Here is a 24,929-nt window from a genome sequence, read left to right on the forward strand (position 1 = left end):
GATCCACGAGCGGCCCACGCCGAGCGTGTCCTTCGAAGGGAATCCGCCATGACCTCCACCACCACCGCTCCTGCTCCCGCTCCCGCCATCACCGTCCAGAAGCTCGGCGGCCGTATCGGGGCCGTCATCTCCGGCGTCCGTCTCGGTGGCGATCTCACCCCGGAGACCGTCGCGGCCGTCCGGGCGGCGCTGCTGGCCAACAAGGTCGTGTTCTTCCGTGGTCAGGACCATCTGGACGAGGACAGCCACGAGGCGTTCGGCCGGCTGCTCGGCACTCCGGTCGCCCACCCGACCGTCCCGTCCGCCGACGGCCGCTACTCGCTCGGTATCGACTCCGACCACGGCGGCCGGGCCAACCAGTGGCACACGGACGTCACGTTCGTCCCCGCCTACCCCGCCTTCTCCATTCTGCGCGCCGTCGTCATCCCGCCGTACGGCGGCAACACCCTGTGGTCCAACACCGCTGCCGCCTACGCCGAGTTGCCCGAGCAGCTGCGCACCCTGGCGGACAGCCTGCGAGCCGTCCACTCCAACGACTACGACTACGTCGCCCTGCGGCCGAACGCCCTGCCGGAGGCGCTCGCCAAGTACCAGGAGGTGTTCACCTCGACGAAGTTCCTCACCGAGCACCCGGTCGTCCGCGTGCACCCCGAGACCGGCGAGCGTGTCCTGCTCCTCGGCAACTTCGTCCAGCGGATCAGCGGGCTGACCGGCCGCGACTCCCGGGCCCTGGTCGATCTGTTCCAGTCCCACATCGAGCGCCCGGAGAACACGGTGCGCTGGGACTGGCAGGTGGGCGACGTCGCCATCTGGGACAACCGCGCCACCCAGCACTACGGCGTGGACGACTCCGACACCCATGAGCGCAAGCTGCGGCGAGTCACCATCGACGGCGACGTCCCGGTGGGCACCGACGGCCGCTCCTCCGCCCTCATCAGCCCCGAGGCGGTGCCGGACCCGTCGTTCGGCATCGCGTCCGGCGCCTCCACGGCCGGGACGGCGGGCGCGTGAGCGTGCCCGTCCCGCACGGTGAGGCACCGGTCCCGGCGGGCGGCGCTGCGGCGGCGCCCGCCGGGGCGCCCCCACAGGTGATCGTGGTCCTCACCGACCAGCAGCGCTGGGACACGGCCGGCGTGCACGGCAACCGGGCGGGGGTGACTCCCGAGTTCGACCGGATCGCCCGCGAGGGCACCCTGTTCGAGAACGCGATCACGCCCAATCCGGTCTGCGCACCGGCCCGGTCGGCGCTGCAGACCGGTCGCTTCCCGACCGCCGCGGGCGTCTTCCGCAACGGTCTGCCGCTCTCCGAGGACATCCCCACACTCGCCGGGGAGTTCGCCGCGGCCGGGTATGCGACCGGCTACATCGGCAAGTGGCATCTGGCGGGCGAGGACCAGCCGGACGGCCCGGTGGAACCGGACCGCCGGGGCGGCTACGGCAGCTGGCTCGCCTCGGACCGGCTCGAGTTCACCTCGGTCGCCTACCGCACGGTGGTGTACGACGAGGACGGGGATGCGGTCCGGCTGCCCGGATACCGCTCCGATGCGCTCATCGACGCGGCCATCCGCTTCGTGGCCGACCACCACGACCGCCCGTACCTGCTGTTCCTCTCCCTGCTGGAGCCGCACCACCAGAATCCGACCGACGACTACCCGGCTCCGGCGGGCTACCGCGAGCGCTACGAGGGCGCGTGGCTGCCCCCGGACCTCGCCGCGCTCTCATCGGACGCCCCGCAGGGCGGCGCGCACCGCCATCTGGCCGGCTATCTGGGGCAGATCAAGCGGGTCGACGAGGGGGTCGGGCGGCTGCGCGACGCTCTGCGAAGCATCGGAACCGAGGAGAACACCGTGCTGGCCTGGACGGCGGATCACGGTTCCCATTTCCGTACCCGCAACAGCGAGTACAAGCGCTCCGCCCACGAGGCGTCCGTCCATGTGCCGTTCGCGCTCACCGGGCCGGGCTTCACCGGCGGCGGGCTCGTCCGCCGGCCTGTCGGAACGGTGGACCTGATGCCGACCCTGCTCGCGGCCGCGGGCCTTCCGGTCCCCGACGGCGTCCAGGGCCGTTCCCTGCTTCCCCTTACCGGCGGGGGCCGTGACCCCGGCCGGCCCGGCTCCGTATTCGTCCAGATCAGCGAGGACCGGGTGGGACGCGCCGTACGTACCTCCCGGTGGAAGTACGCGGTGGACGCACCGGACGCCGACGCCTGGAACGACCCCGGCGCGGACCACTACACGGAGACCGAGCTGTACGACCTGGCGGCCGACCCGTACGAGCTGGACAACCTCGCCGGGCTGGACTCGCACCGGGAGGTCGCCGATGAGCTGCGCGGGGAACTGCTGGACTGGCTGGAGCGGTTCGAAGCCGCGAAGCCCGGGATCGACCGGGCGGCCGCACGCCCGTCCGGCCAGCGCCGCGCGGAGTCGTTCCCGGCCGATGCCCCGTGGGAGGGGGTGCGGTTCGGTCACCGCCCGCGCCCCTGAGCCCACCGGGCTGCGGCGCCGGGCCCTGCTCAGACGCCCTGGGCGACGGGGGCTGCGGGGGCGGACTCCTGACGCGTCCCCGCCGCCCACCGCGCCGCCGGCCCCAGTGCGTACGACGCGGCGAGCACCGTCCCACCGAGCAGCAGCCAGCCCGCCGTGCCCCATCCGACCAGCAGCGCGGTGAGCAGGAGGGGCCCCAGCGTGCGGGCGACCGTGACGCCGGTACCGAAGAAGCCCTGGTACTCGCCGATGCGCCCCGCCGGTGCCAGATCGAAGGAGAGCTGCCAGGAGCCGGCCGAGTGCAGCATCTCGGCAGCGACCAGCAGCACGGAGCCACCGGTCAGGGCGGCCAACGCGACCCAAGGGGAGTCCGCCGCCGACATGGCGAAGACGGCGCAGGTGAGCACCATGAGCGCGCCGGACCGGCGGAGGGCACGGGCCGCCGTGGGGATGCCGTTCACGGAGCGGGCGGTGCGGACCTGGAAGAGCATCACCGCACCGGTGTTGAGCACGAAGAGGGCGGAGACCACCCACTCGGGGGCTTCGGTCCGCTCGGTGATCCACAGCGGCAGGCCGAGGCTGAGCAACGGCATGCGCAGCAGCAGCACGGTGTTGAGGAGCGTGACGACGGCGTACGGCCGGTCCCTCAGCACGGCGAGCTTCACGCGGCGGTCCCCGGGCACCGCCGCGACGGACGGCAGCCGTAGCAGGACGAGCGCGCAGAGCAGGAAGCTCGCGGCGTCGACGGCGAAGACCGCGAGGTACGCCGCCGTGGTTCCGGCGGACAGGGCGATGCCGCCGAGAGCGGCGCCCACCGCAAGGCCCGCGTTGAGCGTGGACTGGAGATGGGCGAGCGCCCCGGTGCGCTCCTCCCTGGCGACCAGGCCGGCGAGCAGCGCCTGGCGGGCGGCGGCGAGGCCCGACTGCGCGGTGGCGTACAGGCAGGCGGCCGCGAGGAACAGCGCGAAGTCCCGTACGACGAGGAAGGACGCGACCGCGACACCGGTCGCGAGGGCGAGCAGGACCGCCGTTCCCCGCGGGCCCCGGCGGTCGGCGATCCGGCCGAGGGGTACCCCGACGACGGAGCCGGCCGCCCAGGCCACGGTGAGGCCGAGACCGATCCTGGCGGGGGCGAGTCCGACCACATGGGTGAAGTAGAGGGCCGAGGTGACGTAGTACGCGCCGTCGCCGACGGAGTTGCTCAACTGGGCGAGGGCAAGCGTTCGTTGAGGTCCGTTCGGTGGCAGAAGGTTCGGCATGGCGTTGACGTTACGCAGGGTGCGGCTCACCCGCGTGGGGCAATTCGGCACCACGCGAGTGGGCCACTTCGGCCGTCGTCGCTCAGTCGGAGAAGTGCCGGCGCAGGTGCCGGTCGAAGAACCGCTCGACGAGACCGGAGGTGAGCGCACCCGGCCGTTCCGGGGCACGCTCGCCGCACCGGGTGGTGTGCACGGTCGTGGGCAGAGGCGGCGTCCGCTCAAGGGCGTCGGTGTTGAAGAACCCGTGCCCGGCCCCGTGGACCGACACCAGGGTCGCCTCGCTGCGCGCATCGTGCAGGGCGTCGAACAGCCGACGGCTCTGCCTCGGCCCGACCAGGAGGTCCGCGTCCCCGTGCAGGATGAGGAAGGGCGCTGTCGGCCCGCTGACGTGGCTCACCGGGCTCGCCTGCGCGGCGAGTTCGAGGCGGTCCTTCGTCGGGCCGCCGAGCAGTCCCCAGGGCGGGGACGACGGGTCGATGTCGTTGACAACTCCGCCCGGCAGGCGATCGGTGTCCATGTGGGGGAGGTCAGCGGGGCCGTAACCGTCGACGACGGCCTGGACCTCGCTGGACTGCGCGGCGTGCCCGCCCTCCCCTTCCCACACCGGGTCGCCGCCGGTCAGTCCGAGGAGCGCGGCCAGGTGCCCGCCGGCGGAGCTTCCCCATACGCCGATGCGTTCCGCGTCCAGGCCGCGCTCCTGCGCCACCGACCGCAGATAGCGCACTGCGGCCTTCACGTCGTGCAGTTGGGCCGGCCAGATCGCCGTGCGGCTCGACCGGTACTCGACGTCCGCCATGGCGTAGCCGCGCTGGGCGAACAGGCGGCCCAGATGCGGGCCCATGCCCCGCGCGGCCCGCTGCCACCCGCCACCGGGCAGCCAGACGATGACGGGGCGCGGGCCGGGCACGTCCTCGGGCAGATACAGGTCCAGCCTCAGTTCACCGCCGGTGGTGCCGGGCTCGGAGAAGACCAGATCACGCAGGACCGTCACGGCCGGTGCGGGCGCCGTCGGTCCGGGTGGGGAGGTCGAGGCGAGGCCCTCGACGTAGGTCTGCATCAAGGTCGCGTTGCGGCCGCGCTGTTCCGCGTCGGCCCGGTCATCGGCCTCCGTACGCGGGCTCACGCTCCCTCCCACTGCTGGCCCGGGGCGGGAATGTTCCGGTAGCGGGTGAACGCCTGCTGCATCCGGTCCGGGGAGGGGATGAACGGCACGGTCGGCACGTCCCGTTCCTCCGTCAGATCACCCAGCGCCTGGAAGAAGCGCTCGAATCCGCCGGTGGAGACGCCGAGTATCTTGTTGTACTCGCCTTCGGTGCGGTACGAGTGAACGATTCCCGCGGGCACGTAGCCGAAGTCGCCGGGGCGCAGCAGCTTGCTCTCCTGACGGCCGTCGGGGTGTTCCAGGAAGACGCGGGCGGCTCCTTCGACCACGTAGAAGATCTCGTGCACGTCCTCGTGGGAGTGCGCGACGATCAGGTCGCCCTTGGGCTGGCGGGTGGTGAAGACCCCGAACTGGCCCTCCGTCTCGTCCGCCGACAGCAGGACCGTCACGACGCTGTCGAACAGCTTCGCCCGTTCGCCGTCCCCGTCCTCCAGGAAGAAGGGTGCGGGGCGTCCGGGAAGGACTCCCTCCCACGACGGCTTGGACCGGCGGTCGGGGACTTGATCGAATGTCACAGGTGCCTCCAGGGGGCGGGTGCGCGTGTGATCAAGTCTGCTGACGAGCCTCCCCCGGAGCCACGACTTCTTACCCCAACCATCATGAGGGTGAACTTAATCTCGCAGGTCGGACGGGGTATGCCTGACGTCACCCACCGGAACTCGACCCTCCCGTCTCGCGACGCGCCACGCGTACGGCGAGCTCCTCGACCGCCAGCACGGCCGCTGAGGGGCCCCTGGCCGACCGCAGCAGGTAGACCGTGGCGTCGGGCAGCCCTCGCACCGGAACGAACACGACACCGGGCCGGGGCGATCCGGAGACCGCTCCGGCGCCGGCGATGTTGACTCCGAGACCCGCGGCGCAGATGTCGAGGACCTCCTCGAACGTGGCGGCCACGTACGCGATCCGGGGAGCGAACCCGTCGCTGCGCGGCAGCCCGAGCCAGTCGGTGAGCGCCTCGTCGCCCAGGGTCGCGACGAAGTGCTCGTCCGCCACCTCGTCCACGGTCACGCTGTCGCGCCCGGCCAGCGGGTGACCGGCGCCGACCACCAGGACCCGGCCCTCGGTCCACAGCGGGACCACGTGCAGGTCCGGGCCCGAGGGAGCTGCCAGGGCCGGCGCGAGGACCACGTCGACCAGGTCCGTCCGCAGCGCTGTGAGGGAGCCGTCGAACCCGAGGCGCCGGATCTTCCAACGCGTTTCGGGAAAGGCGCGCGCCGCCTCGCCCAGAATGGCGGAACCGATGTGGCTCCCGACGACGAGACCCACGCGCACCACCGCCCCGCCCGCCCGCCGCTCCTCGGCCCAGGACACGACCTCGTCCAGCGCCGCGATGGAGCGGCGGGCCATCGGCAGCAGCTCGGACCCCAGCTCGGTGAGTTCGACGTGACGCGCGTCCCGCCGGAACAGCGGGGCACCGAACTTCCTTTCCAGCGCGGCGATCTGCTGGCTCAGCGACGGGGCGGAGATGCGCAGGCCCTGCGCGGCACGGGCGAAGTGGAGCTCGTGTGCCACGGCGACGAAGTACCGCAGTTGCTGGACCGTGAGATCCACGGAGATCCTCCTGGTGGGACCTATGGCAGGGGCAGGCCCGCGTAGTTCTGTGCGAGTTCGGCGGCGGCGTGCGGCGAGGCGGCGATCCTGTCCAGCTGCGAGATCTGCAGCCGGGTGTCGAAGCCGCTCTGCTCGGGGTCGGTGTGGAGCGTGGTGGTCATGAAGTACGAGAAGTGCTCGGCCCGCCACACCCGGCTCAGACAGGTGTCGGAGTAGGCGTCCAGCAGGTCGGACGATCCGGTCGTGTGCTGACGTTCCAGGGCGCGTGCCAGCACGACGACGTCGGCCGCCGCCAGGTTGAGCCCTTTCGCCCCGGTGGGCGGGACGATGTGGGCGGCGTCCCCGGCGAGGAACACCCGGCCGTATCGCATCGGCTCGGTGACGGAACTGCGCATCGGCAGAACGGACTTGGAGGTGATGGGGCCCCGGCGCAGTTTCCACTCCCCGTCCACGGCGAAGCGGGCGTCCAGCTCGTCCCAAATCCGCTCGTCGGACCAGTCGGCGGGGTCGGTGCCGTTGGGTACCTGGAGGTAGAGCCGGCTGACCTCGGGCGACCGCATGCTGTGCAGGGCGAAGCCGCGCGGCGAGTGGGCGTAGATCAGTTCGTCGCAGGACGGCGGTACGTCGGCCAGGATCCCCAGCCAGGAGTACGGGTACACCCGGTCGTACGTGCGCTGCACCCCGGCCGGGATCGCGGCCCGGGTGACGCCGTGGAATCCGTCGCAGCCGACCACGTAGTCGCAGGTGAGCACCTCCTCGCGGCCCTCGTGGGTGTAGTGGACGGTCGGCCGGTCGGTGTCCGCACCTTCGACCGAGGTGACCTGTGCCCCGAAGAACAGCGGTGCACCGTCCGCGAGTTGCAGGGCTATGAGGTCCTTGACGACCTCGGTCTGGGCGTAGACCCACACCCGGCGGCCGTCGGTCAGCGAGGGGAAGCCGACGCGGTGGGACCGGCCGTCCCAGCGCAGCTCGATGCCGTCGTGCACCAGCCCCTCGGCGTCGAGGCGCTGGGCGGCCCCGGCCTCGCGCAGCGCGTCGACGGTGGGCTGTTCGAGAATCCCGGCGCGCTGACGCTGTTCGACGTAGGCGCGGTCGCGGCTCTCCAGGACCACGCAGTCGACACCCGCGCGGTGCAGCAGGCGGGCGAGCAGAAGGCCCGCCGGGCCGCCGCCGATGATCCCTACGGTCGTGTGCATGAGCTACTTCTCCTCTGCGGCATGGCTGATTTCGGTGAGAATCCGGTCCGCGGCGGCGAACGCGGCGTTGGCTGCCGGGACTCCGCAGTAGACGGCTGCCTGGAGCAGGACCTCCTGGACGTCCTCGGGTGTGAGGTCGCCGCTGACGAGCGCGGCCCGCAGATGCATGGCCAGTTCCTCGTGGTGGCCGAGTGCCACCAGGGCGGTGAGGGTGAGGCAGCGCCGGGTCCGGTGGTCGAGGCCGGGCCGGGTCCACACCTCGCCCCAGGCGTAGCGGGTGATGAAGTCCTGGAAGACGGCGGTGAAGGGCGTGGTCCGGGCGATGGCCCGGTCGACGTGCGCGTCGCCGAGGACGGTACGGCGTACGGCGAGTCCCGCGCTGTGGCGGGAGGCGTCGTCGGTCGCTGTCACGGCCGCGAAGTGGGTGAGCAGCGCCGACGTGACGGGCGCGGGCCGTTCGAGGTTGGCCAGGTGCGAGGCGCCCGGGAGTTCGACGAGCGTCGAGCCGGGGATGGTGTCGGCCAGTTCACGGGCGTGGGCGACCGGCGTCGCGGGGTCGTCGCGGCCCGCGACGACGAGCGTGGGGACGGTGACGCCGGCGAGTACGCCGCGCAGGTCGTGGGCGGCGAGGGCGTCGCACAGCGCGGCGTACGCGAGGGGGTCGACGTCGCGCAGGCCGGCCACGACGGCGCGGGCATCGGGGCTGTCGGCGAAGTCCGCCGTGAACCAGCGGGCCGCCGCGGTGCCGGCCACCGGGCCGATGCCTTCTGCCCGTACGAGGGCGGCGCGTTCGCGCCATGCCGTCGGTTCACCGAAGCGTGCCGAGGAGCAGACGAGCGCGAGCGACGTGATCCGGTCGGGGTGGTGGAGGGCCAGCCAGCTCCCCACCGCGCCGCCGAGAGACAGGCCCGCGTACGCGAACCGCTCGATGCCGAGGGCGTCGGCGAGGCGGAGCACCTGCCGTCCCAGTTCGGCGACGCCACCGCCTGCGGGGAACAGAGCCGCGGGGGTGCCGCCGTGGCCGGGCAGGTCCCAGCGGACGACGCGGTGGGCGCGGGCCAGTCCGGCCATCTGCGCGTCCCAGACGGACAGTGCGGTGCCGAGTGAGGGCCCGAGGAGGAGGGGCGGTGCGCCGAGGTCGCCGGCCACCTGGTGGTGGAGGAGGCGCGTGGTGGGTGCGTTCGGGGTGGTCATGGGGCTCCTGGGCCGGTCGGTGCCGGATGCGATGTGTGCCTGGCGGCGGCTGCCGGGAGTGCACGGGGTGGGTGTGCTGTCGCGGGGCGACCGGGGCGTGTCGGGGTCGTCGTGTGCGGCCTGCACGTCATTCCGGAACCGTTTCCCCGCTGTGCCGGCGCAGCGCGCGATCGACGAGAAGGCCGGCCGAGCCGGTGTATCCGGACGGGTCGGTCAGCGCCCTCAGTTCGTCCGGCGACGCCACGTCCGCCAGTACCGGGTCCTGGGCCAGGGCTTCGTGGAGGTGGATCCCCTCGCGGGCCGCTCGGGCGGCTCCCTCGGTCACCGCCGTGCGGGCCGCGGCCCGTCCAGTCCTGGCCGAGAGGACGGCGACGAGCCGTTCGCTGACGATCAGTCCGCCGGTCGCGTCGAGGTTCTCGCGCATGCGCCCGGGGTGGACGCGCAGCCCTTCGGCCAGGGTGGCCGTCGCGTCGGCGGCCCCGCCGGCCGTGCGCAGCGCCTCCCGCAGCGGCTGCCATTCGGCGTGCCACGCACCGGGCGGACGTTCGTCCTCGGCGGCGAGGGCTCCGTACAGGATCCCCGCGAGCGCCGGGACCTGGCGGGCGGCCGCGGCGATGAGGACGGCACGGGCCGGATTGGCCTTGTGCGGCATCGCCGATGATCCTCCGCCGGCGCTCTCGGCCACCTCCCCGATCTCGGTGCGGGAGAGGACGAGGACGTCCGCGGCAAGTTTGCCGAGGGCCCCGGCGGTGAAGGCCAGCGCTCCCCCGAGGTCGGCGACCGGCGTGCGCAGGGTGTGCCAGGGCAGCGACGGCACGGCCAGTCCGGTCGCGGTGGCGTACGCCTCGACGAGGCCGGGGCCGGTGTCCCCGGCCGACGCCGCAAGCATCCCCGCGACGGGATTCGCTGACTCCGCGAAGGCGGCGAAGGCTGCCAGCGTCCCGGCCGCGCCGCCCAGTTGCACCGGGAGCGCGGACCGGACCGCTGCGATCCGGTCGCGGGCGTCGAGGACCAGGCTGCGCCAGCCCGCGGCCTTGAGGCCGAAGGTCGTCGGCACGGCGTGCTGGGTGAGGGTGCGGCCCGCCATGGGAGTGTCACGGTGCCCGGCGGCGGTGAGGGCCAGGGCGGCGGCGGCACGGTCGAGGTCGGCCAGGATCAGGCGCAGGGCCTCGGACGCCACCAGCATGGCGGCGGTGTCGAGGATGTCCTGGCTGGTCGCCCCCCGGTGGACGTGGGCGGCGGCCTCCGGTGACCGTTCGGCGACGGCGGCTGTCAGGTCGGAAACCAGCGGGATGACCGGGTTGCCGCCCGAACGGGCCCGCAGCGCCAGGGAACGCGGGTCGAACCGGGCCGCGTCGGCGGCGGCCGAGGCGACGGCGTCCGCCGCCCCGGCCGGGGCGTGCCCCAGCGCTTCCTGGGCGCGGACGAGCGACACCTCGGCGTCGAGCAGCGCGCGTACGTACGCCGCGTCGCCCGTCGCGTCCTCGACCGCCGTGCCGGCGCGGACCGGCGCCAGCAGGCCGACGTCCGCCGCCGCGTCAGCGGAAGCTGCCGCGTAGGCCGAAGCTGCCGGGGCGGCCGAAGTCACCGCATCAGCCGGAGTCGCCGCGTCACCCGACGCCGCCGCGTCACCCGAAGTCAAGGAAGACCGTCTCCTCATGTACGCCGTCGTACTGCAGACGGATGTCGAATCGGTGGACGCCGGTGTCCTCCGGCGTGGTGAGGAGCGTGGCCCTCCGCTCCTCGGGAAGCCCGGCGAGCAGCCAGTCCTGGTCGAGGCCCGCGGCGTCGTACAGATAGGCGCGGGTGTGCAGGTGGTGCGTCAGGCCGCGGGCGAAGACGGCGAGCGCGAGGTACGGGGCTCCGCCCGGCGGCAGCGTCGTGACGGTGTAGTGCCCGTCGGCGTCCGTCGCCACCCGCCCGAAGCCGGTGAACGCGACGCCGTGGCGGCCGATGACCGCTCCGGTGACGGGGTCGCGGCGCAGGGAGCCGGGCGCCCCGTGCCGCGATCCGTCGGGTGCGGGCTGCCACACCTCGATGAGGGCGTCGGGCACCGGCTCACCGGCTCCGTCGAGGACGTGGCCGTGCAGGACCACGGCGCCGGACCGGCCGGCCGGTGCGATGTCGCCGCCGCCGGGGAAGGGCAGGGCGTAGCCGTAGAAGGGGCCGACGGTCTGGGACGGAGTGGGCAGGAGCCCTTCAGGCGCAGATCCGGATGCGGCGGCAGGTATGGCGGCGGACATCAGCGGCCCTCCTCGATCCAGGTGGCGGACGGGCCGTCGAGGACGATGTCCCAGCGGTAGCCGAGCGACCATTCGGGGGTGGACAGGTCGTGGTCGTACGCCGCGACGAGACGGCCGCGGGCGTCGTCGTCGGTGACGGACTGGAGGATCGGGTCGTAGGCGAAGAGCGGGTCGCCCGGGAAGTACATCTGGGTGATCAGGCGCTGGGTGAACGCGGCCCCGAACAGCGAGAAGTGGATGTGCGCGGGGCGCCAGGCGTTGGTGTGGTTGCGCCACGGGTAGGCGCCCGGCTTGACGGTGACGAAGGAGTACGCGCCCTGGTCGTCGGTCAGGCAGCGGCCCACGCCGGTGAAGTTCGGGTCGAGCGGTGCGGGGTGCTGGTCGCGCAGGTGGGCGTAGCGGCCGGATGCGTTGGCCTGCCAGATCTCGACGAGCTGGCCGCGCACGGGACGGCCCGACCGGTCGAGGACCCGGCCGGAGACCGTCATCCGCTCCCCCAGCGGTTCTCCGGGGTGCTGCCTGGTCAGGTCGTGGTCGAGTTCGGTGATGTCGGTGACGCCGAAGACGGGACCGGACAGTTCGACGGCCTCCGGATCGGCGCCTGCGGCGATCAGGGGCCGCTTCGGGTGACGCAGGGTGCTGCTGCGATACGGGGCGTAGTCCCGGGCGGGGTGCGGGCGCGCGGGCGCGCCGCCGGCGAGGGACGTGGCGTACTTCTCGCGCGCCGCGGCGATCTCGGCGGTGATGTCGGCCTGGTTCAGCGCGCGGGGGGCGGCCGGGGCGGATGGGGTGCTCATGGGCGTGGGTGCTTCCTTTCCGGTACGGGGGCGGCTGCCCGTGCGGGCGGGCCGGGTCTCACGGCATGGTCTGTTCGGCGACACGGACCGGGGCGGCGGTCCGGGCGAGCACCTCGGCGATCTCGACGCCGGGTGCGGTCTCCACGAGGACCAGCCCGTCGGGGGTCACGTCGAGAACGGCCAGGTCCGTGATGACGCGGTGGACGCAGGCCCGGCCGGTGAGCGGCAGACTGCATTCCCCGACGATCTTCGGGCTGCCGTCCTTGGCGGTGTGGGTCATCGTCACGATGACGCGGCGGGCGCCGTGTACGAGGTCCATGGCGCCGCCGATCCCGGTCACCAGCTTGCCCGGGACGGCCCAGTTGGCGAGGTCGCCGCGCGCGGACACCTGCATGGCGCCGAGCACGGCGGTGTCGATGTGTCCGCCGCGGATCATGCCGAAGGAGAGGGCCGAGTCGAAGAACGAGGCGCCCGGCAGGACGGTCACCGTCTCCTTGCCGGCGTTGATCAGGTCGGGATCGACGTCCTCGTCGTACGGGAAGGGGCCGGTGCCCAGGATGCCGTTCTCCGATTCGAGGACGACGTGCACACCGTCGGGCAGATGGTTGGGGATCAGCGTCGGCAGGCCGATGCCCAGGTTGACGTACTCGCCGTCGCGGAGTTCGGCGGCCGCGCGGGCGGCCATCTCCTGGCGGTTCCAGCTCATCGGTGGCCGTCCTCGTCCGGGTTGGTCCGTGGTGTCACGGTGCGCTGCTCGATCCTCTTGTCGGCCGCCTGCTCCGGCGTCAGTTCCACCACGCGCCGGACGAAGATGCCGGGCAGGTGCACGTGGTCGGGGTCGATCTCGCCGGGCTCGACCAGTTCCTCGACCTCGGCGACCGTGATGCGGCCGGCCATGGCGGCGAGCGGGTTGAAGTTGCGGGACGCCTTGTTGAAGACGAGGTTCCCGTGCCGGTCCCCCCTGGCGGCCCTGACGAGGGCGAAGTCGGTGCGGATGCCGCGCTCCAGGACATAGGGGGTGCCGTCGAAGTCGCGTACCTCCTTGGCCGGGGAGCCGATGGCGACGCCGCCGTTCCCGTCGTAGCGCCAGGGCATGCCGCCGTCGGCGACGAGGGTGCCGACCCCGGCCGGGGTGTAGAAGGCGGGGATGCCCGCCCCGCCGGCGCGCAGGCGCTCGGCGAGGGTGCCCTGCGGGATGAGTTCGAGCTCCAGCTCGCCGGCCAGGTACTGGCGGCCGAACTCCTTGTTGCCTCCGATGTACGAGCCGGTGACCCGGCTGATCCGGCCGGCCGCCAGCAGGACCGCGAGCCCGGATTCCTGCGCGCCGCAGTTGTTGGAGACGACGCGAAGGTCCCCGGTGCCCCGTTCGTGGAGGGCCGCGATCAGGGCGTCGGGGACGCCGCTGAGTCCGAAGCCGCCCACCGCGATCGAGGCACCGTCCGGCACGTCGGCCACGGCTTGCGCGGCGGAGGCGACCACCTTGTCCATGGGACCGTTCCTCACGTGTTCGCAGAGTGAAGTTTCTTTCACTATTCTTGGCACGGAGTCTGCCGCCCGTCCGGAGCCCTGTCAACGGTCGGCGTCCCACCGCGGCCGGGGAGACCGCCCCTCACCTGCCGGTGTTCACTACTGTGTCCCCACGACGCACGACGGAGAGCCGATGCCACCGACCCACACGCTCCAGCCGGCCGAGACGCCGGAACCGGCCGAAGCCGTCGCCCCGCTCATGCGCGGCATCACCGTCCTGCGCCGGCTCACCGACGAGGGCGGGACGATGAGCCCCAGCGCCATCGAGCGAGCCACCGGTCTGGCCCGGTCCACGGTGGACCGGATCACCGCGACCCTGGCCCGCATGGAGTACGTAAGGGTGGACGGACGGGATGTCACGCTCGCCCCACGCCTGATGGAACTGGGCAACGCCTACCTCTCCGCCCTCCGTCTCCCCTCGCTGCTCGGCCGGCGGGCCGACGCGCTGGCCGACGAGCTCGACGAGTCGGTGTCCCTCGCGGTCGGCGACGACGACGGCATCCGCTTCATCCATCAGGCCACCCGGCGCCGCGCGATGTCGCTGAGCTTCCGGATCGGCGACCTGCTGCCCGCCGAACGCACCGCTCCCGGACCGCTGTTGGCGGCCGACTGGGATGCGCGGGAGTGGCAGCGGTGGCGGGAGCGGCGGGCCGCGGACCCGGAGGGGCGGGCCTTCCCCGCCGTTCCCCCGCATGAGCCCCCGGACGAGAAGGAGTTCGCCGTACGTGCGGAGCGGTCGCGCCACGACGGCTGGGCCCTCGACGACCAGTTGATCGAGCCCGGTCTCGTCGCCCTCGCCGTGCCGGTCCGCTCCCCCGACGGTGAGGTGGCCTGTCTCGTCAGCGTCGTGAGCCACACCAGCCGGCACACCGCGGCCTCTCTGCGCGACACCCTGCTGCCCCGGGTGCTGGCGGCCGCCGCGGCCATGGAGCAGGACCTCCGCCAGGCCCCGCCCGCCGCCGCCCCTGACTCCCCCACCGCACTGGCCTCGTGGACCGGCGCCTCCAAACAGGAACTGGGCCGCGAGTTCAACGAGTCGCTCGCACGCGGTCTGACCGTGCTGGCCGGCTTCGGCGAGGGCCGGGACGGGCTGACGCTGGCCGACGTCGCCCGGGCCACCGGGCTGGCCAGAGCCACCGCCCGGCGGGCGCTGATCACCCTGGAACACCTCGGTTACGTCACCGCGCAGGACCGGGCCCACCACCTCACCCCGCGCGTACTGGCCCTCGGCTACCCGCCGTTGTCCCTCGCGACGCTGCCGCAGATCGCCCAGCCCCACCTCGCCGCGCTGACCGGGGAAGTCCGGGACTCGGCCTCGCTCGCGGTCCTCGTCGGCGACGACGTCCAGTACACGGGGCGCGTGGCGACCCGGCGCATCATGAACGTCAACATCACGGTCGGCACGCGCTTCCCCGCGCACGCGACGTCGATGGGCCGCGTCCTGCTCGCCGCACTGCCGCCGACGGAGCGCGAGAGCCGCCTCGCCCGGACGCGACCGCACGCCCTGACCCCGTACACCGTCACGCGTCCCGACGAGCTCCGCGCCACCCTGGACCGGGTCCGGGCCGACGGCTACGCGCTGGTCGACGAGGAGTTGGAGGTGGGTCTGCGCTCGGTCGCCGTCCCCGTCCACGACCGGCGCGGCGCGGTCGTGGCGGCGGTCAACGTGGCCATGCACAGCAGCAGCCGCACCCTGGAGGAGTGCGTCACCGACGTGCTGCCCCGCCTGCGCGCGGCGGCCGGCGGCATCGAGGCCGACCTGCACATCACCGAACGGTATGTCCGGGTGCCGGCGATGTGACGCTCAGGGTGTGGGGGCCGGTCAGTTCGCCGGTTCCGGCACGGCGACCTCGATCAGCAGCGCCTGCCCGGGGTTGAGCGTCGGCATGGGCAGCCCCGCCCCGGTCAGTACCGTGCCGGCCATCGGTACCCAGCCCTTGACGGCCGCCCGGTACCAGGCGGGGGCGATGACCTGGTGCATGGAGGGCAGTCCGGCCTCCGTGCGGACGCGGACCCGGTAGGGCAGGCCGGGGGCCAGGCCGGGGAGGCGGACGCGGCCCGACTGGGCCGGTGCGGAGGTCTCCGTACGCGCCCAGCAGTACAGCGCGGCACCGGCGTCCGGTGCGACGACTCCGTGCAGGTACGTCGCCTCGTCCTCAAGGTCCGCCCTGACGACCCGTCCGCCGTGCAGCAGTCCCCGTACCTCCTTGTACAGCGCCGCCCAGCGGGTCAGTGCCTGCCGCTCCGCGGGTGTGCGGGCGGTCAGGTCGTCCTCGATGCCCGCGTGCCCGAACAGTGCGGTGATCAGGCGGAACGAGTCGTCGGCGACCCGGCCCGTCGTGTGGCTGTGCGGGCCCCCGACATGGGCGCCGATCAGCTCGGGCGGCAGCAACTGTCCCGTCCAGCGCTGGATGGCCTGGCGCTCCACGGGGTCGTTGCAGTCCGAGGCCCACACCCGGTCCGTGCGGGCGAGGACGCCGAGGTCGACGCGTCCGCCCCCGCTGGAGCAGGACTCGATCTCCAGGCCGGGCCGGCGGGACCTGAGCGTGTCCATCAGCCGGTACAGGGCCCGCGTCTGGGCGTGGACCCCGGGCCGGTCACCGCCGTGCGCGTCGCGGTGGACCGCCTCGTGCAGCTCCCGGTTGTGGTCCCACTTCAGATAGTCGACGCGGTACTCGGCGACGAGGGCGTCCAGCGACTCCAGCAGATACGCGAACGCCTCCTCGTGGGCCACGTTCAACACGTACTGGTGGCGGGAGCTCGGCCCCACGCCCGCGGACGGGCCGAGAATCCACTCGGGGTGCTCCCGCGCGAGGCGCGAGCGGAGGTTCACCATCTCCGGTTCCACCCAGAGCCCGAACTGCATGCCGTGGTCGTGTACCCGGTCCGCCAGCGGAGTCAGCCCGTCGGGCCACATCTGCGGGTCGACCGTCCAGTCGCCGAGTCCGGCCGTGTCGTCGCGACGGCCGAGGAACCAGCCGTCGTCCAGGACGAGGCGCTCCACCCCGACCGCGGCGGCGTCGTCGGCCAGTGCGAGGAGCCGCTCGGGCCGGTGGTCGAAGTAGACCGCCTCCCAGGTGTTCAGGGTCAGCGGACGCGGCGACGAAGGGTGCCCGGGGCGGGAGCGGAGCAGCGTGTGGAAGCGGCCGGCGAGACCGTCCAGGCCTTCGGCGGACCAGGCGAACCAGCACTCGGGCGAGGAGTAGCTGTCGCCCGGGGCGAGCCGGATCTCGCCGGGCGCGAGCAGCTCGCCCCCGCCGAGGACGCCGCCGTGCACCCCGGCGCCTTCGGGCAGCCGCTCGGCCAGCCAGCGCTGGTTGCCGCTCCAGCCGACGTGCAGGGCCCAGACCTCACCCGTACGGAATCCGAAACCGGGCACGCCGACCGTCAGCAGATGGGGTGCGTCCAGCCCGGGGCGTCCCCTGCGGACCTCGCGGACGTGGCCGGCGAAGGCGAGCCGGCCACGCTGCGGGGTGCGTTCGCGGCACCACTTGCCGGTGAAGTCCAGGATCTCCTGGGCGCGGTTCGGCAGCGGGAGCAGGGCGGTGGTGGCGGCGAGGTCGTACGGGGCGGGGCCGGGGGCGTCGGGCGGGGCGGACACCCGGGTGCGCACACCCAGGACGCCGGACGGGTCGAGCCGGTAGGTGAGGGTGAGGTCGAGCCCGGCGTCGGCGTCGTGGAGCGCGATGACGAGTGCGTCAGGGCTCTCCTCGGCGCTCGTCATCGTGACGCGGGGCGTGGTGGCCGTCCCGGCCCGGTGGCCCTCCTGGGCGGGGGTGCCCGACCAGCCGTCGGCCTGGGTGGGCCAGACCGTGAACTGCCGTGGCTCGTCGAGCGCGCAGTGGAGCGAGGCCGCGTCCGCCGACAGTGCCAGCGACGCCAGACCGTCGTCGTCCAGTTCCCCGAGGTCCTCGCCCCAGTGCAGGATGCGGGGCAGCGGGGCGTGGAGCTCGACGACGAAGCTCACGCCTGCCGCGCGCAGGTGTGCGATCCGGGTGGTGCTGCTGGTCATGCGTGTCCTCTCGTGACCGGCGGGCGGCGCCTGGTCGCGCCGCCCCGTTCGCGACTGTCAGGCGTACGGGTCGAAGGGGATCCCCGCGGGCTTGGCCTTGGCGAGGTGGCCGGCGAAGTTTCCGTCCTTCAGGCCGAAGACGGCACTGCCGAAGTCGGCCTGGACCAGCTTTTCCCGGATGCCGGCGGGGTAGCCGTTCCAGCCGACCAGGTCCGGGAACTGCCACTGGTGGTAGTGGTTCTCCGGCGGCTCGTCGCCGCTGGTCGCGCGGCGGAAGCAGTGCGTCCCGATTCCGTCCTTGTGGTAGACGACCTTGGGGTGCGTGCCGTCCCACAGCATCCCGTCCCGGCCGTACACGTTGAAGTCTCCGTGGGCGGAGGTGGAGACGTACTTCGCCTCGTTGTCCTGCACCCAGACCACGACGTGCTCCCAGTCGTGGCGGTGTCCGCCCAGACCGCTTCCGGCCACGGCCTGGTCCTTCTCGAAGTAGAGGCCGTACATGATGGCGCACCAGCCGTTGTTGCACAGGGAGCGTGCGTAGCCGTTGGTGTTGTCGAGGTCCCAGGAGTCGTGGCAACTGCCGTTGACGGCGCCCGTGGTCTTCAGTCCGGGAGCGATGGCCCCGTCGGCGCCGATGGCGGGCGTCGGATAACAGCCGTCGCCGTCGTAGTCGAAGGCGGGCTGGAACGTCTGCTCCAGCCCGTCCGCGTTGGCGGGCAGCGCGCCCGGCACGGCGGCGAAGGCGCTGCCGGACGTGGCGAATACCAGGACCGCGGCAGCGGCGAGGGTGAGTGACGTTCTACGGAGTCGTCCTGGGTTCTTCACTGCATCCTCCTGGTTCACGCCTGCCGGACCGGACCATGCCATGGCATGCCCATGTCCAAGCTTGCGGAACCCCTCGACACCCGTCGGTCACCGTCAAGGCATCCGTCACGCGTAGTCGAGAAAGCAGTGGGCCGCTATTCGGCCGGTGGGATAGCTGAGCCCCACATCCGTGAGCAGACGCACGATGAACTCGCCCGCACCGCACTCGTATCGCTCCCAGGTGTCGAAGTCCGTGCGGACGAGTACGGGCCAGTCGTCCGGATCGGGTGCACCCGTCTGCCAGACGAAGTCGAGCTCCTGCTCCGACGTTCCCCAGCGCAGGAGACCCCCCGGCGCCGGGTAGACGGGATGGGGCCGCCAGAGGTCCGCCGTGTGGGCCCGAGCGGACGCGGACCACTCCACCAGGTCCAGGCCGCGGACGCCTGGTACGAGCACTTCGAGGTACATGTCGAAGCTGCCGTACCCGAACAGGTTCACTACTTCCTTGTAGTCGCCGGGCAGGCGCGTGCCCAATGCCTGTTCGGTGGCCCGCCAGTCGACGGGCTCGCGGGGAAGCGGCTCCCAGCCGGTGAGCAGGCGCAGCCTCTCCGGCCACGAAGCACCCGCCGGGACTTCCTCGGCGGCCGGGTCGTCGCGGTGCGCAATCACGACGACCGATTGCTCCCATCCGGCACGGACCACGCGGGCGCACCCGATCCAGTCGTTCCAGTGCGGCCACGCACGCAGCTCCAGCAGCTCCTCGCCGAAGGGCTCGACGAGGGGCAGCCCGGTGCGCGCGTTGACGGGCTCGACCCGTCGGCCGTCGTCGATCAGCGTCCTGGGGCTCCCCGCCCTGCCGGAGATCTCATCGACGAGTTCCCGGAAGTCCGTCCCGTCCGGCACGTCCAGGAGGACGACCGGACGGGACGATGGAGCGGGCCCGAGCACCTGACGGAGGTGCTTCCAGACGGTGTTGATGAATGCGGGTTCAGCCATGCCCCGCAGTCAACCTCACACCACTGACAGTCAACGCAGCGCCTGAAAGGCGCCGTCGGTGTCATGGTGAATGGGCGTCCGCACTCCGGTCAGCGGAGCACCCGTTCCACCCCGGCGCTCCGCCACGATCTCCGCCGCGATGGACAGGGCGGTCTCCTCCGGCGTACGGGCGCCGAGGTCGAGGCCGATCGGGGAGTGCAGACGGTCCAACTCGGCCTCGGTGACGCCTGTTTCCCGCAGCCGCTGGTTGCGGTCCTCGTGCGTGCGGCGCGAGCCCATCGCGCCGACGTACGCGACCGGCAGCCGCAACGCCGTCTCCAGGAGCGGGATGTCGAACCTGGCGTCGTGGGTGAGCACACACAGGACGGTGCGCTCGTCGGTGGCGGTGCTCCCGAGATACCGGTGCGGCCAGTCGACCACCACCTCGTCCGCCTCGGGGAAGCGGGCGCGGGTGGCGAAGACGGGCCGGGCGTCGCACACCGTCACATGGTGGCCGAGGAACTTGCCCGCCCGCACCAGCGCCGTGGCGAAGTCCACCGCGCCGAACACGATCATCCGGGGCGGCGGCACGCTCGACTCCACGAAGAGCGTAAGGCCGCCCGGGCAGCTCGTCCCGTCCTCCGCGATCTCCACGGTGCCGGTGCGCCCGCCGTCGAGGAGCGCCCGGGCCTCCGCGGCCGCCCGGCGGTCCAGGGCCGGACGTCCGTCGAGGCTGCCCTCGTACGATCCGTCGCCCCGGACCAGCAACGCCCGGCCGAGCAGTGCGCCCGGCCCGCGCACCACCCGGGTGAGCGCGACCGGCTCGTCGCGGCCGGCCGCCGACAACGCCTCCCGGAGCACCGGCTCCTCGGAGCGCACCGGCACGACGAGGACGTCGATGACGCCACCGCAGGTGAGCCCCACGGCGAAGGCGTCCTCGTCGCTGTACCCGAACCGCTCCCGTACCGTCCGGCCGTCCTGGAGTGCCTGGACGCACAGTTCGTACACGGCGCCTTCCACGCAGCCGCCGGAGACCGAGCCGATGGCGGTGCCTTCGCTGTCGACGGCCATGGCCGCGCCCGGGGCCCGTGGCGCGCTGCCGTCGACCGCGACCACGGTGGCGACGGCGAAGTCGCGGCCCTCCTGGGACCAGCGGTGCAGGGCCTCCGCGATGTCAAGCACCCCGGGCTTCCTCCGCGGCCCGCTGCCGAACCTCTTCCGCCGCCGCGAGGACGCGGTCGGGACGGATCGGCAGGCGGCGGTGGCGTACCCCGGTCGCGTGCCACACCGCGTTGGCGATCGCGGCGGCGACGCCGACGATGCCGATCTCACCGATGCCCTTGATCCCGACCGGGTCCTCCGGGTCGTGGTCTTCGACCCAGTCCGCCTCGATGTTCTGCACGTCGGCGTGGGCGGCGACGTGGTAGCCGGCGAGGTCGGCGTTGACGTATCCGCCGGACGCCGCGTCGCGGACGGCCTCCTCGTGCAGGGCCATGGACAGGCCCCAGGTCATGCCGCCGACGAGCTGGCTGCGGGCGGTGAGCGGGTTGACGATGGTGCCCGCGGCGAAGATGCCCAGCAGCCTGCGTACGCGCACCTCACCGGTGGTGATGTCCACGGCTGCCTCGGCGAACTGCGCCCCGTAGGAGTGCCGTTCCTTCTGTGCCAGGGCGCCGATGGCGTCGGTGGTGTCCGACCGGGTGGTGAGACCCTCCGGCGGGACGGCAGCGTCGAGCGCGAGCAGTTCGCGCAGTTCTTCCGCCGCCAGACGCACCGCCCAGGCCCAGGAGCGCGTGCCCATGGACCCTCCGGCGATCCACGCCGGACCGAGGTCGCTGTCCCCGAGACGTACCCGGATCCGGGCCGGGTCCACCCGCAGCGCGTCCGCGGCGACGGAGAGCATCGCGGTCCTCGCCCCGGTCCCGATGTCCGCCGCGTTGATCCGAACGGTGAAGCTGCCGTCCTGCTCCGCGGTCACGGCCGACGTGGACGGGCCGACACCCGCGAAGAAGGACGCCGCCGCCATGCCGGTCCCGAGGAGCCAGCGCCCCTCGCGGCGCAGCCCGGGACGGGGGTCCCTGTCTGCCCAGCCGAAGCGTCGGGCGCCTTCCTCGAAGCAGGCGAGCTGGTTGCGGCGGCTGAAGGGCAGCCCCGACACGGGACCCACCTCGGGCTGGTTGCGCACGCGCAGCTCGACCGGGTCCAGCCCGCACTTCTCGGCCAGCTCGTCCATGGCCGATTCGATCGCGAAGGAACCCGGCGTCTCACCCGGCGCCCGCATCCAGGTCGGGGTCGGCACGTCGAGCCGCACCAGCCGGTGCCCGGTCCGGTGAGCGTCGGCGTCGTACATGGTGCGTCCCACGTTGGCGCTCGACTCGACGAACTCGTGCACGGTCGACGTGAGGCTCAGCGCCTGGTGGTCGAAGGCCCGCAGGCGCCCGCCGGCGTCGGCTCCGAGCGTGATCCGCTGCGCGGTGGGGCTGCGGAATCCGACGAGCGAGAACATCTGGCGGCGGGTCAGTACGACGCGGACAGGGCGGTGGAGCAGGGTCGTGGCCATCACGGCGGCCACCTGGTGCGGGGACAGGCCCTTCGATCCGAAGCCGCCGCCGACGTGCTCGGAGCGCACCCGGACGGACGCCGGGTCGAGGGAGAAGAGCGACGCGAGTTCGCTCGCCACCCAGAAGGTGCCCTGATTGGAGTCGAGGACGTCCAGCCGGCCGCCCTCCCACCGGGCCGTCGCCGCATGCGGCTCCATGGAGTTGTGGTGCTCCTCCGGGGTCGAGTACTCCTCGTCCACGACGAAGGCGGCCTCCCGGAGCCGGGCCTCCACGTCCCCCTTCTCCGTGTCGGCCTGCGCCATCACGCTCTCGTCGGGGGTGTACGCACCGGCGTGCCCGGCGGAGAACCCCACGTCGTGCGGTTCCGCCTCGTAGTGGACCACGAGCGCCTCGGCAGCCTCCCGGGCCTGCTCGGACGTCTCGGCGACGACCAGCGCCACGGGCCAGCCCATGAAGGGCACCCGGTCGTGCTGGAAGATCCCGACGACCGGGTTGGGCGGTCCCATCATGCCCACGTACGCGGTGTCGACACGCGGAGCGTTCCCGTGGTGGAGCACGGTGAGGACACCGGGCATGTCCAGGACGGGGGCATCCTCCACGGACCGGATCCGCCCACGGGCCACGGTCGACAGCACCAGCCAGCCGTGGGCGAGCTCGGCGAAGGGGATCTCTCCGGCGTAGCGGGCCGCGCCGGTGACCTTGTCCCTGCCCTCCACGCGCGTACGGGCGGAGCCGACCGCTCCCGTCACGGTACTGTTCTCGGTCGTGGTGGTCATCGGGCGGCCTCCTCGGCGAGTTCGGTGAGCACGGCCGTGACGAGGTTGCGCATCAAGGTCACCTTGTATCCGTTCTCCGCAAGGGGCTCGGCCGCCGCCAGTTCGGCGTCCGCCGCGGCGGCGAACGCCTCCGCGTTCGCGGGGCCGCCGGTCAGGGCCCGTTCGGCCGCGCGGGCCCGCCAGGGCCGGGACGCCACCGCACCGAAGGCCAGCCGCACTTCGCGTACGACACCGTCCTCGATGTCGAGCGCCGCGGCGACGGAGCCGATCGCGAAAGCGAAGGAGGCCCGCTCCCGCACCTTCCGGTAGCGCGAGTGCGCGGCGACGGCTGCCGGCGGCACGGTCACCCCGGTGATCAGCGCGCCGGACGGGAGAGCCGTCTCGATGTGCGGGGTCTCCCCCACCGGAGAGTAGAAGTCGGCCATCGCCAACTCACCCGGGCCGTCGGCCGTTTCGTACGAGATGACGGCGTCGAAGGCCGCGAGCGCGACCGCCATGTCCGAGGGGTGCGTCGCCACGCAGTGTTCGGAGGCACCGAGGATCGCGTGGTTGTGGTGCTCGCCCGCCAGTGCGGGGCAACCGCTGCCGGGGGTGCGCTTGTTGCACGGCTTGGCAAGGTCGCCGAAGTATCCGCAGCGGGTCCGCTGGAGCAGGTTTCCGCCGACGGTGGCCATGTTGCGCAGCTGCCCGGAGGCACCGGCCAGGAGCGCCTGCGACAGGGCCGGGTAGTGCCGGCGGACGTCGGCATGGGCGGCGAGGTCGCTGTTGGTGACGGTCGCACCGATGCGCAGCCCTCCCTCGGGCGTGAACACGATGTCGCCGAGCGGGAGTTCCTGGACGTCGACAAGGAGCGTCGGCCGCTCCACACCGGCCTTCATCAGATCGACGAGGTTGGTGCCGCCGCCGAGGAGGCGGGCGTCGGGGTCCTCGGCGAGCAGCGCCACGGTGCCGGAGACGTCGAGAGCACGCCTGTATTCGAACTCCCTCATGCCACGGCCTCCTTGGCCTCGACGGTGGACGCCTCGGCAGCGCGCGCCACGGCCTGCACGATCGACATGTAGGCGCCGCAGCGGCAGAGGTTGCCGCTCATCCGCTCGCGGATCTCCTCCGCGGTGAGAGCGGGAACCCCCGCTTCCGGCCGGACGTCGTCGGTCACGGCGCTCGGCCAGCCCGCCGCGTGTTCCTCGATCACCGCGAGCGCCGAACAGATCTGGCCCGGGGTGCAGTAGCCGCACTGGTAGCCGTCGAGGTCGAGGAAGGCCTGCTGCACCGGATGCAGCCGGTCGCCGTCGGCGACGCCTTCGATGGTGGTGATCGCGCGCCCCTCGGCCGCGACCGCGAGCTGCAGACAGGAGACGGCCCGACGCCCGTCGAGCAGCACCGTGCAGGCACCGCACTGCCCCTGGTCGCAGCCCTTCTTGGTGCCGTTCAGATCGAGACGCTCGCGCAGGGCGTCGAGGAGGGTGGTGCGGTGGTCGACGGGCAGCGTGTACTTTTCGCCATTGATGTTCAGGGTGATGGCACTGGACGTCGATGGGGCCATGATCAGCCTTCTTTCGCATTGCTTATGCGCGTCGAACGAGACGGTCCCGGCAGCCGCACCGGGAGCGAGAGGGCGGTTCGGGTGGGGGGCGGGCGACCGGGGACACCGGTCGGCCACATTGGCCGGATCTACCGCTAGGATGGGGTGAAGCGGACACGTGTCCGCTTATTCGTCGAACCTAGCGGACAGCTGTCCGCTTAGCAAGACCGTCGTGGCCGTGTTTCCGGAAGGAGGAGGCGTGGACGAGGAGAAGAGCACGCCCCAGCGTCCGGACGCGCAACGGAACCGCGAACGCATCCTGGCAGTCGCCCTGGTGGAACTGACGCGGTCGGCGGACGCTCCGGTGAGCGCGATCGCGAAGAAGGCCGGCGTCGGCCAGGGGACGTTCTACCGCAACTTCCCCAACCGCGAGGCGCTCGTCCTTGAGGTCTACCGCTACGAGATGCAACAGGTCGCCGACACCGCGGCCCAGTTGCTCGGGACCCGCGCCCCCGACCGGGCCCTGCGGGAGTGGATGGACCGGCTGGCGCAGTACGCCATGGCCAAGGCCGGGCTGGCCGTCGCCCTGCGCGCGACCGCCGGCCCGTGCGGCAGCCTGGGGCAGCTGGGCCACGGCCCGGTGACCCGCGGCATCACGATCCTGCTGCACGCCAACGAGGAGGCGGGCACCATCCGCCCGGGGGTGACCCCCGACGACTTCCTGCTCGCCATCGCCGGCCTGTGGCAGCTCGACCCGCACAGCGACTGGCAGCCGAGGGCCGCCCGGCTGCTCGACCTCGTGATGGACGGGCTGCGGGCGGGGGCGCCCGGCGCGGGCGGAGCGCCGGCTCAGCCGTAGATTCCGTA

22 protein-coding genes are annotated in these 24,929 nt (G+C 72.7%); 4 read left to right on the plus strand and 18 right to left on the minus strand.

What is annotated here, in order from left to right:
• Nucleotides 1-48 precede the first annotated feature (48 nt).
• Together ACIBJG_RS18475 and ACIBJG_RS18480 are read left to right on the plus strand one after the other, a co-directional pair.
• Nucleotides 49-1,011: a TauD/TfdA dioxygenase family protein gene (locus ACIBJG_RS18475; RefSeq protein ID WP_399308577.1), complete on the plus strand. Its 963-nt coding sequence runs from the start codon at nt 49-51 to the stop codon at nt 1,009-1,011.
• Nucleotides 1,008-2,483 (plus strand): sulfatase-like hydrolase/transferase, encoded by a 1,476-nt coding sequence (locus ACIBJG_RS18480; protein ID WP_399308578.1) that lies wholly within the window; start codon nt 1,008-1,010, stop codon nt 2,481-2,483. The genes ACIBJG_RS18475 and ACIBJG_RS18480 overlap by 4 nt, the downstream gene beginning before the upstream one ends.
• A 29-nt stretch (nt 2,484-2,512) precedes the next feature.
• On the opposite strand, the gene ACIBJG_RS18485 is transcribed toward ACIBJG_RS18480, so the two are convergent.
• The 11 genes from ACIBJG_RS18485 to ACIBJG_RS18535 form a co-directional block, all read right to left on the minus strand.
• A complete protein-coding gene (locus ACIBJG_RS18485) occupies nt 2,513-3,742 on the minus strand; it encodes an MFS transporter (protein ID WP_399308579.1) in 1,230 nt (409 codons plus the stop codon).
• 82 nt (nt 3,743-3,824) lie between these two features.
• Entirely contained in the window at nt 3,825-4,865 is a 1,041-nt protein-coding gene (locus tag ACIBJG_RS18490; protein WP_399308580.1) for an alpha/beta hydrolase fold domain-containing protein, read from the minus strand.
• The gene (locus ACIBJG_RS18495; RefSeq protein WP_399308581.1) at nt 4,862-5,419 is read right to left on the minus strand and encodes a quercetin 2,3-dioxygenase; all 558 of its coding nucleotides are present in this window, start codon (nt 5,417-5,419) and stop codon (nt 4,862-4,864) included. Before ACIBJG_RS18495 ends, ACIBJG_RS18490 begins: the two co-directional genes overlap by 4 nt.
• A 130-nt stretch (nt 5,420-5,549) precedes the next feature.
• On the minus strand, nt 5,550-6,455 hold the full coding sequence (locus tag ACIBJG_RS18500; protein ID WP_399308582.1) for a LysR family transcriptional regulator: 906 nt from the start codon (nt 6,453-6,455) through the stop codon (nt 5,550-5,552).
• Nucleotides 6,456-6,475: 20 nt separating this feature from the next.
• Nucleotides 6,476-7,651, minus strand: a complete 1,176-nt coding sequence (locus ACIBJG_RS18505) for a 4-hydroxybenzoate 3-monooxygenase (protein ID WP_399308583.1) — start codon at nt 7,649-7,651, stop codon at nt 6,476-6,478.
• Nucleotides 7,652-7,654: 3 nt separating this feature from the next.
• Nucleotides 7,655-8,845: a 4-carboxymuconolactone decarboxylase gene (gene pcaC / locus ACIBJG_RS18510; protein ID WP_399308584.1), complete on the minus strand. Its 1,191-nt coding sequence runs from the start codon at nt 8,843-8,845 to the stop codon at nt 7,655-7,657.
• Between the two features lie 127 nt (nt 8,846-8,972).
• Nucleotides 8,973-10,364 (minus strand): 3-carboxy-cis,cis-muconate cycloisomerase, encoded by a 1,392-nt coding sequence (pcaB, locus tag ACIBJG_RS18515; protein ID WP_399308866.1) that lies wholly within the window; start codon nt 10,362-10,364, stop codon nt 8,973-8,975.
• Between the two features lie 109 nt (nt 10,365-10,473).
• The gene (gene pcaG, locus ACIBJG_RS18520; protein ID WP_399308585.1) at nt 10,474-11,088 is read right to left on the minus strand and encodes a protocatechuate 3,4-dioxygenase subunit alpha; all 615 of its coding nucleotides are present in this window, start codon (nt 11,086-11,088) and stop codon (nt 10,474-10,476) included.
• On the minus strand, nt 11,088-11,885 hold the full coding sequence (pcaH, locus tag ACIBJG_RS18525) for a protocatechuate 3,4-dioxygenase subunit beta (protein ID WP_399308586.1): 798 nt from the start codon (nt 11,883-11,885) through the stop codon (nt 11,088-11,090). Before pcaH ends, pcaG begins: the two co-directional genes overlap by 1 nt.
• A gap of 58 nt (nt 11,886-11,943) precedes the next feature.
• Entirely contained in the window at nt 11,944-12,591 is a 648-nt protein-coding gene (locus ACIBJG_RS18530; RefSeq protein ID WP_399308587.1) for a CoA transferase subunit B, read from the minus strand.
• Complete coding sequence (locus ACIBJG_RS18535; RefSeq protein ID WP_399308588.1) at nt 12,588-13,373, minus strand: CoA transferase subunit A; 786 nt, start codon at nt 13,371-13,373, stop codon at nt 12,588-12,590. Before ACIBJG_RS18535 ends, ACIBJG_RS18530 begins: the two co-directional genes overlap by 4 nt.
• A gap of 172 nt (nt 13,374-13,545) precedes the next feature.
• On the opposite strand from ACIBJG_RS18535, the gene ACIBJG_RS18540 reads away from it, so the two are divergent.
• Entirely contained in the window at nt 13,546-15,213 is a 1,668-nt protein-coding gene (locus ACIBJG_RS18540; RefSeq protein ID WP_399308589.1) for an IclR family transcriptional regulator C-terminal domain-containing protein, read from the plus strand.
• A 21-nt stretch (nt 15,214-15,234) separates the two neighbouring features.
• Here ACIBJG_RS18540 and ACIBJG_RS18545 read toward each other — a convergent pair whose 3' ends face one another.
• The 7 genes from ACIBJG_RS18545 to ACIBJG_RS18575 form a co-directional block, all read right to left on the minus strand.
• The gene (locus ACIBJG_RS18545; protein ID WP_399308590.1) at nt 15,235-17,424 is read right to left on the minus strand and encodes an alpha-galactosidase; all 2,190 of its coding nucleotides are present in this window, start codon (nt 17,422-17,424) and stop codon (nt 15,235-15,237) included.
• A 57-nt stretch (nt 17,425-17,481) separates the two neighbouring features.
• Entirely contained in the window at nt 17,482-18,291 is an 810-nt protein-coding gene (locus ACIBJG_RS18550; protein ID WP_399308591.1) for an NPP1 family protein, read from the minus strand.
• Between the two features lie 63 nt (nt 18,292-18,354).
• Nucleotides 18,355-19,224: a hypothetical protein gene (locus tag ACIBJG_RS18555; RefSeq protein WP_399308592.1), complete on the minus strand. Its 870-nt coding sequence runs from the start codon at nt 19,222-19,224 to the stop codon at nt 18,355-18,357.
• Nucleotides 19,225-19,254: 30 nt separating this feature from the next.
• Nucleotides 19,255-20,385, minus strand: a complete 1,131-nt coding sequence (locus ACIBJG_RS18560; protein ID WP_399308593.1) for an XdhC family protein — start codon at nt 20,383-20,385, stop codon at nt 19,255-19,257.
• On the minus strand, nt 20,378-22,540 hold the full coding sequence (locus ACIBJG_RS18565; RefSeq protein ID WP_399308594.1) for a xanthine dehydrogenase family protein molybdopterin-binding subunit: 2,163 nt from the start codon (nt 22,538-22,540) through the stop codon (nt 20,378-20,380). Before ACIBJG_RS18565 ends, ACIBJG_RS18560 begins: the two co-directional genes overlap by 8 nt.
• Nucleotides 22,537-23,529 carry an FAD binding domain-containing protein gene (locus ACIBJG_RS18570; RefSeq protein ID WP_399308595.1) on the minus strand — a complete coding sequence of 331 codons (993 nt, stop codon included), beginning with the start codon at nt 23,527-23,529 and terminating at the stop codon, nt 22,537-22,539. The genes ACIBJG_RS18565 and ACIBJG_RS18570 overlap by 4 nt, the downstream gene beginning before the upstream one ends.
• Nucleotides 23,526-24,083, minus strand: a complete 558-nt coding sequence (locus ACIBJG_RS18575) for a (2Fe-2S)-binding protein (RefSeq protein ID WP_399308596.1) — start codon at nt 24,081-24,083, stop codon at nt 23,526-23,528. Before ACIBJG_RS18575 ends, ACIBJG_RS18570 begins: the two co-directional genes overlap by 4 nt.
• Before the next feature lie 238 nt (nt 24,084-24,321).
• Here ACIBJG_RS18575 and ACIBJG_RS18580 point away from each other — a divergent pair, with 238 nt between their 5' ends.
• The gene (locus tag ACIBJG_RS18580) at nt 24,322-24,921 is read left to right on the plus strand and encodes a TetR/AcrR family transcriptional regulator (RefSeq protein WP_399308597.1); all 600 of its coding nucleotides are present in this window, start codon (nt 24,322-24,324) and stop codon (nt 24,919-24,921) included.
• The last annotated feature ends 8 nt before the right edge of the window (nt 24,922-24,929 follow it).

Source organism: Streptomyces sp. NPDC050422 (assembly GCF_044458665.1).
In the GTDB taxonomy this organism is placed as follows: Bacteria; Actinomycetota; Actinomycetes; order Streptomycetales; family Streptomycetaceae; genus Streptomyces.